At 61.1% G+C, this 15,159-nt stretch carries 11 protein-coding genes and 1 pseudogene; 6 read left to right on the top strand and 6 right to left on the bottom strand.

The genetic code is table 11. The features are described 5' to 3' along the window. Positions 1-48: 48 nt before the first annotated feature. Positions 49-1,443: a dihydrolipoyl dehydrogenase gene (gene lpdA / locus SKA58_RS01590; RefSeq protein WP_009820586.1), complete on the bottom strand. Its 1,395-nt coding sequence runs from the start codon at positions 1,441-1,443 to the stop codon at positions 49-51. A gap of 269 nt (positions 1,444-1,712) precedes the next feature. On the opposite strand from lpdA, the gene SKA58_RS01585 reads away from it, so the two are divergent. From SKA58_RS01585 to SKA58_RS01565, 6 genes and pseudogenes are all read left to right on the top strand, one after another. Further along, positions 1,713-1,970 (top strand): hypothetical protein, encoded by a 258-nt coding sequence (locus SKA58_RS01585; RefSeq protein WP_156784124.1) that lies wholly within the window; start codon positions 1,713-1,715, stop codon positions 1,968-1,970. Positions 1,971-2,158: 188 nt separating this feature from the next. Further along, positions 2,159-2,392, top strand: a pseudogene (locus tag SKA58_RS19285) (transposase); the annotation flags it as partial. Positions 2,393-2,468: 76 nt separating this feature from the next. Further along, on the top strand, positions 2,469-2,792 hold the full coding sequence (locus SKA58_RS01580; protein WP_232209347.1) for a hypothetical protein: 324 nt from the start codon (positions 2,469-2,471) through the stop codon (positions 2,790-2,792). A 106-nt stretch (positions 2,793-2,898) separates the two neighbouring features. Next, on the top strand, positions 2,899-4,422 hold the full coding sequence (gene istA, locus SKA58_RS01575; RefSeq protein ID WP_009820583.1) for an IS21 family transposase: 1,524 nt from the start codon (positions 2,899-2,901) through the stop codon (positions 4,420-4,422). 24 nt (positions 4,423-4,446) lie between these two features. Continuing rightward, positions 4,447-5,217 carry an IS21-like element helper ATPase IstB gene (istB, locus tag SKA58_RS01570; RefSeq protein ID WP_009820582.1) on the top strand — a complete coding sequence of 257 codons (771 nt, stop codon included), beginning with the start codon at positions 4,447-4,449 and terminating at the stop codon, positions 5,215-5,217. A gap of 22 nt (positions 5,218-5,239) precedes the next feature. Next, complete coding sequence (locus tag SKA58_RS01565; protein ID WP_198005918.1) at positions 5,240-5,905, top strand: PD-(D/E)XK nuclease family protein; 666 nt, start codon at positions 5,240-5,242, stop codon at positions 5,903-5,905. 119 nt (positions 5,906-6,024) lie between these two features. Here the strand turns inward: SKA58_RS01565 and SKA58_RS01560 are convergent, their stop codons facing one another. The 5 genes from SKA58_RS01560 to SKA58_RS01540 all read right to left on the bottom strand — a co-directional run bounded on the left by SKA58_RS01560 (position 6,025) and on the right by SKA58_RS01540 (position 15,158). Then, positions 6,025-9,075 carry a helicase-related protein gene (locus SKA58_RS01560; RefSeq protein ID WP_037542434.1) on the bottom strand — a complete coding sequence of 1,017 codons (3,051 nt, stop codon included), beginning with the start codon at positions 9,073-9,075 and terminating at the stop codon, positions 6,025-6,027. Then, positions 9,072-10,922 (bottom strand): phospholipase D family protein, encoded by a 1,851-nt coding sequence (locus SKA58_RS01555; RefSeq protein WP_009820579.1) that lies wholly within the window; start codon positions 10,920-10,922, stop codon positions 9,072-9,074. Before SKA58_RS01555 ends, SKA58_RS01560 begins: the two co-directional genes overlap by 4 nt. Then, positions 10,919-12,139, bottom strand: a complete 1,221-nt coding sequence (locus SKA58_RS01550; protein WP_050762988.1) for a DUF6361 family protein — start codon at positions 12,137-12,139, stop codon at positions 10,919-10,921. Before SKA58_RS01550 ends, SKA58_RS01555 begins: the two co-directional genes overlap by 4 nt. Next, complete coding sequence (locus SKA58_RS01545) at positions 12,109-13,962, bottom strand: type II toxin-antitoxin system HipA family toxin (RefSeq protein WP_009820576.1); 1,854 nt, start codon at positions 13,960-13,962, stop codon at positions 12,109-12,111. The genes SKA58_RS01550 and SKA58_RS01545 overlap by 31 nt, the downstream gene beginning before the upstream one ends. A 305-nt stretch (positions 13,963-14,267) precedes the next feature. After that, the gene (locus SKA58_RS01540; RefSeq protein WP_009820575.1) at positions 14,268-15,158 is read right to left on the bottom strand and encodes a plasmid partitioning protein RepB C-terminal domain-containing protein; all 891 of its coding nucleotides are present in this window, start codon (positions 15,156-15,158) and stop codon (positions 14,268-14,270) included. Between the last annotated feature and the right edge of the window lies 1 nt (position 15,159).

The raw sequence follows: 15,159 nt of genomic DNA, 5'->3' as shown, positions 1-15,159 counted from the left end.
TCAGACACCGTGCGGTAAGCGGGTCGGGGCAGCCAAAGGTATTCTGCCTCACATATGAATTGGTTTGCCCGTCACCGCCATCGCCGCTTCCTTGACCGCCTCCGAATGCGTCGGATGAGCATGGCAGGTGTAGGCGATATCCTCGCTGGTCGCGCCAAATTCCATCGCCTGGGCGGCCTGAGCGATCATCGTCCCGGCAAGCGTGGAGATGATATGAACCCCGAGTACGCGGTCGGTCTCGGCGTCGGCAATGACCTTGACGAAGCCGTCGGTGTTACGTTTCGTCTTGGCGCGGCTGTTGGCCGCGAAGGGGAATTTGCCGACCTTGATTTCCCCGCGGGTTTTCGCCTCCTCCTCGGTCAGGCCGACGCCAGCGATCTCGGGATGAGTGTAGACGACGGACGGGATCACCGCATGATTTACGATGCCGATTTGCCCCGCGATATTTTCAGCGACCGCAATTCCCTCGTCCATCGCTTTGTGCGCGAGCATAAGGCCAGGCACGACGTCGCCGATCGCCCAGACGCCGGGAACAGCGGTTGCAAAGCGGTGGTCCACTTCGATCTGCCCCTTCTTGTTCAAGCCAAGCCCGGTCTTGTCGAGTCCCAGGCCTTCGGTGTTCGGTCGCCGCCCGATCGCGACCAGCACCGCGTCAGCCTCGATGGTTTCAGCTTCGCCACCCGCAGAGGGCTCAACCGTAATGGTTGCGATCGAGCCGTTGCGTGCGACTGCCGTGACCTTGGTGCCGAGCTTGAACGCGAACCCCTGTTTGGCGAAGATGTTGCGCGCTTCCTTGCGCACTTCGCCGTCGAGGCCAGGGAGGATTTCGTCGAGATATTCGATCACGGTCACCTCGGCGCCAAGCCGCTTCCAAACTGAGCCGAGTTCAACCCCGATCACGCCGGCACCGATGACGACGAGATGTTCGGGGACCTTGGAGAACGCCAGCGCCCCCGTGGAGTCCACAACCACTTCGCCGTCCACCTCGACACCCGGAAGCGGTGTCACCGACGAACCGGTAGCGATCAAGACATTCTTCGCGCGAACTATTTTACCCGCGACTTCGACGCTGTCCTTGCCGGTGAAAGTAGCGAGGCCCTTAAGCCACTCGACCTTGTTTTTCTTGAACAGGAAGGCGATGCCGCCTGTCAGCTCGCCAACGGCCTTGCTCTTCTCGGAATGCATCTGCGTCAGGTTCAGGCAAGCGCTTTCGATTTCCACCCCAAACTTCGCAAGAGTGCCCGACTTGGCTTCCTCGTACAGCTCGGACGCGTGGAGCAGTGCTTTCGACGGGATGCAGCCAACGTTGAGACACGTTCCGCCCAAGGTCTCGCGCGCCTCTGCGCAAGCTGTCTTCAGCCCGAGCTGGGCCGCGCGAATGGCCGCCACATAGCCCCCGGGGCCGGCGCCGATGACAAGAACGTCGTAGTCGTAATCAGCCATTTTGAACTCCGTTCGCCCGCAACATTGCATTCTGCTCACGCGACGAAGACCGACATCCGACAATGAGCGATGCTGAATGAACGAAGACGCGGCTTGCCAGGGCAACCTGCCGTCCTCCGCGTCCGTTAACCTCGCAATCTTAAAACAAAGGCCGAGGTTTCAGCTCCGGCCCTCCAAGTATAACTACCCGTAGCGATCATGCATCGCTTGGCGCAACTGTTCTGGCGCATGACGGCGAGCTACGGCTTTGGGGGAGCGCTCGTGTCGCGGTGACCATGCTGATCGAGGTCGCGCAGCTGATGTCCGGGATGGTCATGATGTTGGCCTGGCTGCTCGGTCACGCTTGTGTCGCGATGCCCGTGCTCATCGAGGTCGCTGGGCGTATGGCCGGGATGGGCATGATGCTCGCCGGGAACCTCGCCGCCCGCCGTGTCGCGGTGACCATGCTAATCGAGGTCGCCCGGCTTATGCCCGGAATGATCGTGATGCTGTTCGTCGTTATGATCGGTCATGGGCGAAGTCCTTGATAAGACGCGCGGTCAGTCCGCATGACTGGCATTCTTGACCCGTCCGACAAATGACGCAAGCCGCCGCTAGTTGAAGGTATAATCTACGTTGGTTGGTGTCAAAACCCGTTGAGACTGTTGAAAAACGTGTGCTTGCGACGGCGATGGAGGCGTGATTCACTCCTGGCGGACGGTAAGGGACCACGGGAATGATGGGACGGCAGGTGGCGCAAGGCGCGCTGTTTTACGGTTTCCGGCTCGACGATCATGTGCCGGCTGACCACCTGCTCCGGCGTATCAACGATTTGCTCGACTTCGGCTTTGTGCGTGAGGCGCTGGCGGCGAGCTATAGCGCGAGCGGGCGACCTTCGATCGCTCCGGAGTTGATGCTCAGGATGCTGCTGGTCGGCTACTTGTTCGGCATTTGCTCGGAACGGCGTTTATGGGCGTGTCACTCTCATGCCCGAGCAGCGCCTGCGCTTTGCGCGGAGCCTCTACGGCCATGCTAATCTCTACGGGGTGTTCACCGACATCGCCGTGCGCTGGACCAAGAAGGGCGGTACGATCGCCTATCTCACCCCCACCAGCTTCCTCTTTGGGCACTACTATTCCGCGTTGCGCACGCTGATCGCCAAGGAGGCCCCCCCGGTCGCGATCGACTTCGTGCACGCGCGCCGCGATGTGTTCGAGGACGTGCTGCAGGAGACGTTGCTCGCCGCCTATAAGCGTGGCGCCAAGCCCGGCCGCGCCCAGGTCCACTATGTCGAGGTGACGAACGAGCATGAGGCGCGTGTCATCCGCAATGGCACGATTGGCCTCCCCTCACCCGCCTTGCACTGTTGATTTCCACTGAGAAGTGACCCGGGTAGGGCGTAAATTTCCACTGAGAATTGACCCATGTTGAACTCGTCCCTGGCTTTGACAAGCGAGGGTATATGGAGTGTTGGACATGGCGTTATTGAGCGTTATCCGGCGCTGGCATTTTCGCGATCATCTACCGATCCGGGAGATAACGCGGCGCACCGGACTATCACGCAACACGATCCGCAAATATTTGCGGTCCGAGACGATCGATCCGCGGTTCAAGGTGCCTGATCGACCAAGCAAACTGGACCCATTTGCTGAGCATCTGGCGGCCTGGCTGCGGCGCGATATGGGCCGATCGCGCAAGCAGAAGCGCACGATCAAGCAGTTTCACGCCGATTTGGTGAGCCTGGGTTATGAAGGATCCTACAACCGGGTTGCCGCTTTTGCTCGGGACTGGCGCGAAGATTATCGGCGCCAGCAACAGATTGGCGGGCGTGGGACATTCGTGCCCCTGTCGTTCGCGCCGGGGGAAGCTTTCCAGTTTGATTGGAGTGAGGACTGGGCAATCATCGCCGGGGTTCGGACCAAGCTGCAGGTCGCGCATTTCAAGCTCAGTTACAGCCGGGCATTCATCGTGCGCGCCTACCTGCTGCAAACCCATGAGATGCTGTTCGACGCCCATAATCACGCCTTCCGCGTGCTGGGCGGCGTGCCGCGCCGGGGTATCTATGACAATATGCGCACGGCCGTCGACAAGGTCGGGCGTGGCAAGGAACGCACCGTCAACGCACGCTTCCTGACGATGGTCAGCCACTATCTGTTCGAAGCTGAGTTCTGTAACCCGGCTGCGGGATGGGAAAAGGGGCAGGTCGAGAAGAATGTCCAGGATGCGCGGCACCGTCTGTGGCAACCCACGCCGCACGTCGAAAGCCTTGATGCGCTGAACCTGTGGCTGGAGGAGCGCTGCAAGGCGTTATGGGAGGACATCCCTCACGGGATCGAACCCGGATCGGTTGCCAATGCCTGGGCCGATGAATCTGAGTGTCTGATGGTTGCGGGCAGGCCCTTCGATGGTTTTGTGGAATATCGCAAACGGGTATCGCCGACGTGCCTCATCCACTTTGAGCGCAATCGCTACAGCGTACCGGCCTCTTTCGCCAATCGCACTGTCAGCCTGCGCGTCTATCCTGATCGCTTCCAGGTCGTCGCCGAGGGGCAGCCAATCTGCGCACATCAGCGCATCATCAACCGCTCTCACGACGGTCCAGGTCATACGGTTTATGACTGGCGCCATTATCTGGCGGTCGTGCAGCGCAAGCCCGGCGCCCTGCGCAACGGTGCGCCCTTCCTTGAGCTACCCGATGCGTTCCAGCGTCTGCAGCGACATCTGTTGCGCAATCCCGGCGGCGACAGGGAAATGGTCGAAATACTGGCGCTGGTTCTTCATCATGATGAGCAACTGGTGCTGACGGCGGTCACCATGGCGCTGGAGGCTGGCGTTCCGACCAAGACCCATATCCTCAATCTGCTCTATAGGCTGGTCGACGGAAAACCGATCTCCACGCCGCCGGTGACGGCGCCCCAGGCGCTCAAGCTGGTCAGCGAACCGATGGCCAATGTCGAACGCTATGATGATCTGCGCAAGGAGAAGCGTCATGCGTCATGACCTGCCAGCGGCGCCATCGTCGTCATGCTCCGCAGCCTCAAGATGCATGGCATGGCGCAGGCCGTCACCGATCTCATGGAACAGGGATCTCCAGCGTTCGAAGCCGCCATCCCGATCCTCTCCCAGTTACTCAAAGCCGAGACAGCAGAACGGGAGGTTCGGTCTGTGGCCTATCAGCTCAAGATCGCGCGCTTCCCTGTCTATCGCGATCTGGCCGGCTTCGACTTTACCAGTAGCGAGGTCAATGAAGCTCTGGTGCGTCAGTTGCATCGCTGCGACTTCATCGACATCGCCGACAATATCGTGCTGGTCGGCGGTCCTGGCACCGGCAAGAGCCATGTGGCAACGGCGCTGGGCATCCAGGCCATCGAACATCATCGAAAGCGCGTCCGCTTCTTCTCGACGGTCGAACTGGTCAATGCGCTCGAGCAGGAAAAAGCACAGGGCAAGGCCGGTCAGATCGCCAATCGCCTCCTGCACTCCGATCTCGTTATCCTGGATGAGCTTGGATATCTGCCGTTCAGTGCTTCAGGTGGCGCGCTGCTCTTCCACCTGCTGAGCAAACTCTACGAGCGCACCAGCGTCATCATCACCACAAACCTGAGCTTCAGCGAATGGGCCACCGTGTTCGGCGACGCCAAAATGACCACGGCGCTCCTCGATCGGCTTACCCATCACTGCCACATCCTGGAGACCGGCAACGATAGCTTCCGCTTCAAAAACAGCTCTGCCAAGCAGGCCAGAACCCAAAAGAGAAAACCACGGGTTGACCCACCCGTGACACCCGAAACATAATCCGCAGACGGGTCACTTCTCGATGGAAAACCCGGGTCACTTCTCAGTGGAAATCAACAGGCTTGCGCCAAGCCGCGACGAAAGCGCCGATGGACCGGTTTTGACCCCGGAAGCGGTAGAAATCTGGGCAGCGTCGGAGGCCGGTCAGCCCGATGACGAGGCGGTGCGCCCCAATGTTCAGGGCGGTCGCGAAAGGGGCCTGATCCTGCACAAGCTGCTGGAAGAGGTCCTGACCGGCGAGACGCCGGACGATGCCGGAGCCCTCAGCGAACGCGCACGAGCGCTCATCGGGGAGATCGGCAGGCCCGTTATGGCAGACCCTTCTCAGGGCCTTTCTCCAGACGAGCTTGCCGGTTGCGTAGTCCGCACATTGGCGCTCCCCGAGATCGCGGAGTTGCGTCCTACGTTAGTGCCCGAGCTGGCGGTCTATGCAGCGGTGGACGTTGACGGCGTGGAACAGGCGACTGTGGGAATCGCTGACGCCACCAGCTTCGACAACGCGGGTAGGCCAACCGTTGTGATCGACTGGAAAAGCGATGTGGAGCCGACAGCCGAAACCCTCAATCTCTATCGCGCGCAGGTGCTTGCCTATCTCGACATGACGGGGACTGACCGCGGCCTGATTGTCTTCGTCACGACAGGGCAGGTCATCGCCGTCACGCCCACACCCGCGCCCATGGCCGTCTAAAGAGAAGGGAACGGATGCCATGTTGCCGCGAGCGACGGCCAAGGGTTGCATCTTCTCGCCGACGGTAAGACCTATCTACTAGAAACTCGTGCGATGAACCGTCGCATCATCGGCGGTGCTTAACTCTTTTCTTCGATAGCCAATGACTTCCCATCCGCCCCCGGCAACTGCCGAAGGCCCATTGCGGACAAATCAAGGACCAACGGGTGCAGCAGCGCCCGAGTGGCGGCACCCCCGCGAGACAAGATTTCGAGGAAATCCTCCTGGTTGGGCTGCCCCAGAGCTAAGCGGTAGATCATGCGCTGCTCCTTGAGCTGCGCGAAACGTGCGATGTCGCGCCCAAAGGGTCGCTCGAATACGTGGCGGGTTATATCGGCCCCTTCCAAGACCCACCAGGGCTGCATTCCGCTGACATCGCTTTGGCTGTCCGCGAACTTGGCGAGCCGAATCCAAGGCGACCCATCCGCTTTGTCCGGATCGCTCCAGATGTCGCTCGTTAGATTCTTCGCCAATCGTCGGCGCACTGCCAATCCAGCAAAACGCTGAACACGCCCCTCGCGCTGCTCGAGATCGAGCGGATTTGACGACAAATCCCAGTGCAAAACCCGCGAGCACCATGGATGGAAGTCCAGCCCTTCCTGCCCTACCGACGTCGTCGCCAGGACATGCGGCCAGAACGGCGTATTGAAGCTGCGCCGAATTTCATCCGGGCGGGCTGCTGTGGATGGTGTCGAGTCGCCACCCTCCTTGATCTTGACGGCGGGCTCAGCCTCCGCGTCACCAAATGGAACAGCCGCGTGGCATCGAACCTGAATCTTATGATGCTTTCCGCCGACGCTATGAAAATTGAAACTACCAGCACGAAGATTCAGCGCCGCTTGAAGATCCTTCGCCAGCCCTGCCGCGCCCTCCTGGAGATTTTGTGCGCGAAGCCAGAAATGCTCGTCCAGCGCACTTTCCAAGCCGCCATCGACAACAGCGCGCATGACCTGATCGACGGCAGTCTTGCCATCCAGCGCAGACAATAGGACTGGATTGTCCAGGTAGGCGCGCAGTCCCTGCCAGCTCAAACGCACCAACTCCGGAAAACGCTTGGTCCCCAGGATGCTCGGGTCATGGCGCGACAGCGCGCGCCCCAGCGCGACGCCCGGCGCCCCCAATGCGTAGTCCACGAGATCCGACAGTTCGGCCGGGGATATGGACTCTATCGCACCTGCCTGACGCCAACGATTGACCGCGGCCTTGGCCGCGACGTCGTCGCCTACAGCGCTCTTCCAGCCGTCCGCGGACTGGTCGGCAGTTCCGGCAAACTGCTCGATCGACGAGATAACCTTCGCGATCGACCGATGCCGACGGCGCGCCTTCAATGTGTCCTTCTCAACAATGCCTTTCGGCAGGGCATTCAGAATCTGCCGACGAACGATCTTCTTAATCGTGGCCAACGATCCTCCCGCCGCCGCGAGGGGGTTGGTATTTTGGATCAGCCATGGTGACGGATGAAATGCCGCCATCACCGGTCCCGGTATCGCTGACAACTTGAACCTTCGCCGACGATAGGCCTTTTCGTACCCGCCCCGCTTCTTGTGCAAGCACTGAGCCTCAACGCCAAAGCTGAGGAGCGCAGCAACACTCGGTGGGGTCGCGCGAAAGCGACTAAACATCAGGAGTTTCGGATCGCCATCGGTTGACGACCAATGGGCAGATAACGGCCACCACGGAAGCGATGGCGCCACCCATGGAACGGCCAGACGTCTGGGCGAGGCGATCTTGGTCAGGGCACGCAGCTTCGCATCTGGCCAAGCCGGCGGAGGACTGAGCTGATCGCGGCGTGTCATCGTCATCCGGACGAGCTTACCGTCGGCTTTAATGCGATCTCGCTTCCAGGCCGCGTATCGCGGACCAAGCGACTGCGCTGGTAGCGGGACAGAGGACCAATACGGCAATGCCTCGTGGCGGTTTCTGTCATCGAAACTTTCGACGAGATGCCGATAGGTTTGAAAATCTTCCGGAAGCGGCTCAGCGTCCAGAAAACGCGTTCCCGCGAGCGGGTCGATCTTCCCTACGCTGTCGCGTTCTGTTCGAGACATCACCGGGGTCAACAGTGCCCGAAGCTCGTCCCGCAGGCTTGCCGCTTCCCTCACCTCCGCGGCAAGATCGGGATGGCCGGTGTCAGTATGCGCAACGATATCACGCAATCGGTCTCCGAAATCCGCAAAGAGTTGCTTAGCCCGCTCCCTAGCAGATGCCCCGGCAAGGAATTCGACCAGCTCGAGTAGCTCCCGCTGGGCCAGAGCTCCGCGTGCTTCATCCCAGCGCGTGCTCAAGAGACGATAGGGCGTGGCGCTCAGCAGCAAAACAGCAGGCCCGGTTGCTGCCCCATCCGACCCGAGGAGCGCCTTCAGAAGGGGGTCTTGATCCTTCTCGTCGAGAATCTGCCGATAGCGCTGGAACTCGTCCAAAATCACAAGGTCGGGTGTCTGATGTCGTAAGGTCGCCAACGCCAAGGCGCGACGTAAGCGGCCGACGAAGGCCGTTGCTTTACCCCCGGCTGCTAACTCAAGCTGAGCACGTACAGGCTCACCGAATTCCAACGCCAGCGCCTCGCGGAACCGACGCCCGAGGTTTGGAGGGGACTTCGCCAGCTTGCGTTCGCTGTCTTCAAGCACCCAATCCCATGATCCCCGCGCGCCAAGGCGCAGAATGGCGGGATCCAGCTCGCGAGCAAACGCCGGATACGTTCTCTCCAAAAGCACTTTCAGGAAGGCTCGCTCTTCCTTTCGACCACCGGTCAAGCGCGCGCGCGCACCTGGGAAAGATGTCCCCGGCGTTAACGCATAGATGACGACAGAACTCGTTGGAATCTTGGATACGGCGATCAAAGACAACCGATCAGGTGTACCCGTAGCGGCTTCGCGGTCCTCATCACCAAGGAAACCGACCACACGATCCTTGTTCTGATTAGAAACAGAATGACCGTTGGCGATGTAGTAGACGATCAATGGCCGCCTGCCATCTTCCGACATTCGGCGCGCAATTTCCTTCGCCACGACGGTTTTTCCGAGGCCCACTTCGTCGGCAACGAGAAACCGGCGGCGGCCGCCGCCTCCACCCGTAAAGGCTCTCAACGCGGCGTCTACCGCAGCTTCTTGAAAAGGTTTGGGCCGACTCAACGACCGCGCCTCCGGCCGCTCGTGTGGCCCAAACCGGCCTGCACCGTTCGCCAAAGATCGCTGAAAACCCTTATCTGCTTAGCCGCCTTTGGGTCTTCACGTTCGACCTGTTCCAAAACTGCCGGGAGATATGTCGATACGCGTCGATCGATCTCTGCGAATTTCTGCGGGTTTCTAGCCCATGCGGACAGCATTTCCTCGAGCGTGGGCAGGTCCGGATCGATGGCCAGGTTGATATCGGATCGCGCATTCTCAGCGCGGTCGTCCTGAGTCCAATCACTGTCTCCATCCGCGGAGCTATCGGACAACAGGCTTGCAAGCCACAGGAGGAAACCTCGCGCGCCAAGGAAGCGTGCAAACGCGGCTCGGTCACGCTCCTCGCCGAAAGGCGGCTGCGCGGGGGCTCTCTGAAGCCACGACAACCCCTTGTCCGCACGACTGACACGCAGACGCACAAACTCGCTGCGCTCGTCCCGCAGGACATCTCCGAGGCTCACGCTGCGTTCATCACGCGGCCAAGGCAAAAGCGGTCCGTTGAGCGCACCCACCTCAAGGAGGATGTCAGCATCGTCCGGATGTGGCCCAGAAAATGCCGAGCCCAAGAGATGCATCAACCGGAGGCCGTTGCTTTCGACCGTTAGCTCGCCAGCCCATCGTGCCGCGACCTGCGAACGAGCCCGCTCCAAGGCTTCCTCTTCCAACGCAGAGACGTCGGGCTCATATTCATCGATCGGCGCCGGGATGAGCCGCGCCGCATCGAGAAGCGAAAAGAGCCCCTTTTCGACCGCCTCGCTGATAAGCAACTCGGCCATGATCTCGACATTGCGTCCGGTCCAGGCGCGCATCGTTGCATTCGCACTGCCGAGCCACAGCCGGCGCTTTTGGCCCGTTCGTGTGTAGAGCAGCTTTGCGTGAAGTCCGCGTCCGATCTCCTCTTCTTCATTGGGGATCTGGCTCACCTCGCCCGGAGTATGCTCGTTCGTGTCGGCCGATGGGTCGGGGGCCGGGTAGTCGGGCGCATCCAAAGCTAAAAGATCATCAAAACCTGACAACGCAGGCCCTACGCGCTCAATCTCGCGCATGGTGGTCAAGAGGATGCGCCGAGCCCCGCCACTTTCATGAGCCCTCTGGCGACCGAGGAACGTCTTGTCGATGAACGGACTGACGATCACCACAGTATCAGTCCCGGGGGGTGGAACGGGAACCGCGAAGTCACCGGTCCCTGTCGTCCATCGGATGCGCTGAACCTTCACCCCTAAAGGTGACCGCCACGACAGCGAGCGCATTTCAGAAGCAAGGGCTAGCGCGCGCACTCCCTTCAGTGCGGCCTTTTCGGCCAGAGCGCGCGCAACGTCCTCAACACCCTCGACTTTAGAACCGCCTTTCGCCGCAGAAACCAACAGCAAACCAATGTCGCGGTTAACGCATTCGGTGAGATTGCGGCTACCAATCCAGAGCCGCCAGGTTGCTGTGCCGTCCCCCGCACGCAGCTTGATCAATGCGGCTTTCGGATGCCAACTGCCGGTCGCTTCGTCGATATCGACCTCGCGCACGAATTGGTCCAGCACCGCGGCGACCTTTGGCGTTCGTCGCATTTTCGCCAATCGACCGCGTTGAATCACGATCCTGGCCTTGCCCCGAAGCTTCTCGACCGCATCGGCAAAGTCCGACGGGCCACCTCGCCCCGCATCGTTGTCTTTGCCAGCCAGCGCCAACAGCGCCGCTCCGATTGAACCCAAATCTGCGGAGTAGGCGGCAAGAAATGCAAGCTCGACCGTTTCCTCCGGACCTGGTCGTAATCCTTCAAGAAAGGACAGCGCGGGCCAGCTATCGATCGCCGCGCTCACTGTGCTGCCGCCAGATCGTTCAGCAGAGTTCCAACCTGCTCCCAACGATAATGCAGCGGGGTAGCGAGCCCGTGCTCATCACCCGACCACTCTAATCGACGAGTTCGCCCGTTCGGCGTCCGTGCAAGCCGAGCGCGCGTGCCTTTTCTCGCCTCCGCTGCCTCATATGGGTCGAATAGCCCGTCCGCATTTCGGGATCCATCCTCTAACCACGTCTTCGTCGCAGACAGGACTGCTCTCAGCTTGGAAGGCAGGCTGCCGATGTCCGCTTCGAGCGCGTCGACATCGAGCTTCCTGGCGGTCGCACCGTGCATGTCCACGATATTGACGAGATGCTCGCGATGGCGCGACGATATCGGGCGCTTGTCCTCCCGTTCGAACATGGATTCCAACAGCGCGTCGTATATCGCACGACCGATACCTGCCAAACTAGCCGCCTGCTCGGCCCGAATGAGCGCCGGACGATCCGGTCCCGCAATCGCCCTGACTTCCGCCGACCACATTCTGTTTGGGGCGGCAACACCAGTTCGCACCAGCCGCGCCAGCAAAGACAACTCATGATCATTCGGGCGTCGCAACGCAGACAGTTTTTCCTGGAGGAATTCCGCCTCCTTACGTTCAAGGTCAGGCGTGATATGGCCCTCACGCCAGTTATCCGGACGCGATGGTAAGCCGACAAATGGCGGATCGAAGCCGAACAAGGGCTGGCCATCGTCGTCAGTCGTTGTGCCGATGGGACGAAGCAAACGGTGCGCTTGGCTCCGCGTGATGGTCTTCCCGTTCAACCTAGGTCTGAGCACGCCCCACACAGCTAAAGCATTCCAGTAGACCGTTGATGGTGGCTGGCTTGATGGCTTGGGAAAAACGCGTCTGCCTATCACGCCTGCACCAGCTAGGCGCCCAGCGAGTTCGCACTCGCGATCGCGAAGTGCGCGTGTTGCCGCCGGTCCCGTCAGACCTGCCAAATCTTCGAATAGCCAAGGAACAATAAGCGCGTAACGCGCTCTCGTATGCAGCACCGATGTGCCGGGGAAAAACCGGTCTGCATAACTCTGGTGGATTGTCAGAAAGCCGATTTCATCTCTGACGCCTGTCGACTCTTCATCCATCTGCGCCTTCGCGCGCGCCAAGGCATCGCGCGAAAGATACGACCACCCCAGCGATGGCTCCACGCCTTGTGGGCGCCTCACGCGTTCACCCCGCTGAGGCCAGCGCATCGCTCAACGGTGATGGCGGTTACTTTATCATGCGCGAACCTAGCAGCTTCAGCCTCACCGGCGAACGCGGGCAGGCACAGCGTTTTGGCGCGCCCGGACAATCGCCCGGCAAGTTCGCTCATAGCCACCTCGGCGTCACCGACCGTCAGACCAATCGTCCGCGCCAGCGCCAGGAAATCCTGCCGCGTCAGCCGATCATCCTTGCCGTTTAACTTCAACGCCATCCGGTCACCGCCAAGTCCCGGAAAGACACGCGTGGTGACGGCGTCATAGAGCGGCGCGAAACGCACACTCGTAAAGGCCTTAGCACCTGGGGCAGCCGTCTTGAGCATCGCGAGGTTCTTCAAGTGCATATCGCCGTCGGCAATTAGCCAGGCGAAGACCGCACGGCGGAACAGGATGTCTAGGTCGGCGACCGGATCGGTCGAAAGCGGGCGCAGACCCCGAGCCATGCGCTCAATCGTGCCATCATATTTCGCCGCAGCCGGTAAGTCCAAAATGGAGCAAAAGTCCTCCAGCGCCAGACGTCGCTGATCCGTTGGCCCGCGACGAATATCGAACCGCTCGACGACTAGTGCAGGCGACATGCCGTCGGGCATTTCCAGCAGCGCGGCATCGGGTACGTCGAACCCGGCCGAGCGGCCGAGCTCCAGGCAAAGCCACTCGACGACCGGTAACGTCTCGAAGCCCGCCGTGCCGGCGGGCTTGAGGATATGGGTGAACGGCTGATCAATGGCCGGAATGAGGGCGCCATCAGGCATCAGGCTCATTGGCGCCTTGATCTGGACGCCTGACAGGCGCGGTGTTTCCGCGCGCGCGAAGATGCGCGCCAGGTTCTGCTCGAAGGTCTCCTCAATCTCACCCCGCGCCGGACCGGCGTAGCGGCCGGTGAAGCGACCGGCGTCGACGTATCCAGCCAGTGTTGTCGTGAGAATGTCGGCAGGCAGCGCTGCCAGTTCCTCTCGACCCTCGACGATGACAATGTTCGACATATATCGCCGTCCGCGCCGGAGCGCCTCGCGTTCATCGCGTTCGTGGAGAACCTGCGCCAGCCAGCCCTCGGGCAGCAGCGATTCAATGAAGGCCGGCAGCTTGCCCGGCGTGGTTTCGCGCACGAGAGCCGGTCCCGCTCGACGCCCCGGTTTCCAGCGCCATTCGAATCCATCGTGGGTCAGCCGACCGAGCGGTTCACCGTGCCAGGCGACGAGAAGATCGAGCGCCGCCTTGTTGACCGGGGCCTTGGCAACGCCCGACTGTGCCAACAGGAAGCGTTCGGCGCCTTCGCCTTCGCGATACCATTCATTCTCACGCGCCAGCACCCAGACGGCGTCGGCTGCGGCTTGGGGCGTCCCATGCTCCTCCACCAGACGCGCTGCCATCTGCGCGCGCATGTCGGCGGTAACGGCGCTCGCATGTTCGCTGCGCAGGCGGAACGCTTCGAGAAAACGCTGGCGCGGCGATGAGGCATCGATGCGCAATTCGCCCAGGTCGTCGCCGATAACCGCGATCGCCGTCGATGGATGCTTCGGTGCTTCGTTCTGGATGATCTCGAGCGTCCGCAGCCGCGTGCGCTGGTTACGGCGGCCGCTGATGAAGAGGCGTCCGTCCGGCGTGGGTGCAAGCAGTGCTGCGCTTGCCGACGATAGATAGGCGTTGGGATAGAGATAGTGCGCAATACGGACCGCGTGGCCGAGGATCGTCGCCTCGATATCCCCTTGGTCATCGACGTAAACACCGCGTACGAGCTGGACTAACTCACCGACCTGCGCGCGTTGATGCGCACGTTTGGCGTCGATCGTCTCACCGACCAAATGAAGAGCCATAGGATTATCTCGCATCTCAGATGCGCGTTAATCCCACGATCCGGCTTCGCGTGCAAGAATTATCGCGCATCTGAGATGCGAGATAATCCCGGCCCGTGGACCAATTGGAGCGCGCCAACCTTGAATGATCGGCGCGCTCCAGAACAATCATGCCGCGAACGGCACGCAGCCAGCCCTATGGCGACTGGCCTAGCGGGCTCCGAGCGGGTTCGCCGCCATCCCCGCCACCGCCCTTGATCCGCCCCTCGCGGCGGCTTCTCCGACGGTCCCGGCGCTTCTGGGTCCCGGTCCCCAATCTTGAACGGTCAGGGCGTCGTCGATTGATCGAGCGAGGTGGCCTGCACGATGGCGCGGAAATTCTCCAGAAACTCAGGGTGCCGCCCCGCGAGAAATCCCTCGATCTCGGGCTTCGCCAGCAGGCGCTCGATAAAGCCGGAAGCCACGACCAGGACCAGCATGTCGTCGCCATAGGAGACCTCAAGCTCCTTATAGTCCTCGCTCACCGACGCCATCTCCCGTTCGAGACGCCCCATCTGCTCGGCCGACAACCCCGTCGCCTTCTTGAGTTCGTCAGGCTTGTGCAGATCCGATGGCTTCGAGGTCGCCAGGAGCGCCTTGGCATAACTGACCGTATAATTGTTCGCCGACACCATCAGTTCGGCCACCTCGAGCTGACGGATCGGCTTCATCTTGCGCAGCTTCTGGAAGGCGTGGTGCCCAACCGGCTTGTCCTTCAGCAGCTCGGCGACATCCCCGCTGATCCCTGCCAGCAAATGCCGGCGCTGGCGGATCACCTTCACGTCGACATTGAGCGCGCGCGCCAGCTTTTCCTCCGATACCCCACGATCGAGCGCGCGCACAATCATGTAGTGTTCCTGGATCGTCGCCAGCCGGTTGACCCGCTTGTTGTAGGTGAAGGACTCGTCGTCGTCGGCGACAACGCAAGGGGCCTCGGTCGCACCAAGAAACCGCAGGGCATCCAGCCGCATGTGTCCGTCGAGGAGAAGGTAGCTGCCACCTTTCTGGCGCGCGATCGACAGCGGCTCGATCAGCCCGACTTCCGCAACAGATGCCGCGATCCGGCGATATTTGACGGACTCACGCACCCCTGCCGGCAGCGCCTTGGTCGCCAAGAGCTCACCGATTGGGAGGGCTAGGATCTTGCGCTCGAAGGCGATTTTGACCGTATCGGACATG

It is taken from the genome of Sphingomonas sp. SKA58 (assembly GCF_000153545.1).
GTDB lineage: Bacteria > Pseudomonadota > Alphaproteobacteria > Sphingomonadales > Sphingomonadaceae > Sphingobium > Sphingobium soli.
This window is presented reverse-complemented; position numbering and strand designations above follow the sequence as displayed.

Coding starts and splice junctions, on each gene's coding strand:
- SKA58_RS01565 (WP_198005918.1), top strand. CDS start 5,240: ATGGAAAACCCGGGTCACTTCTCAGTGGAAATCAACAGGCTTGCGCCA.
- istB (WP_009820582.1), top strand. CDS start 4,447: ATGCTCCGCAGCCTCAAGATGCATGGCATGGCGCAGGCCGTCACCGAT.
- istA (WP_009820583.1), top strand. CDS start 2,899: ATGGCGTTATTGAGCGTTATCCGGCGCTGGCATTTTCGCGATCATCTA.
- lpdA (WP_009820586.1), bottom strand. CDS start 1,443: ATGGCTGATTACGACTACGACGTTCTTGTCATCGGCGCCGGCCCCGGG.
- SKA58_RS01545 (WP_009820576.1), bottom strand. CDS start 13,962: ATGGCTCTTCATTTGGTCGGTGAGACGATCGACGCCAAACGTGCGCAT.
- SKA58_RS01540 (WP_009820575.1), bottom strand. CDS start 15,158: ATGTCCGATACGGTCAAAATCGCCTTCGAGCGCAAGATCCTAGCCCTC.
- SKA58_RS01550 (WP_050762988.1), bottom strand. CDS start 12,139: ATGCGCTGGCCTCAGCGGGGTGAACGCGTGAGGCGCCCACAAGGCGTG.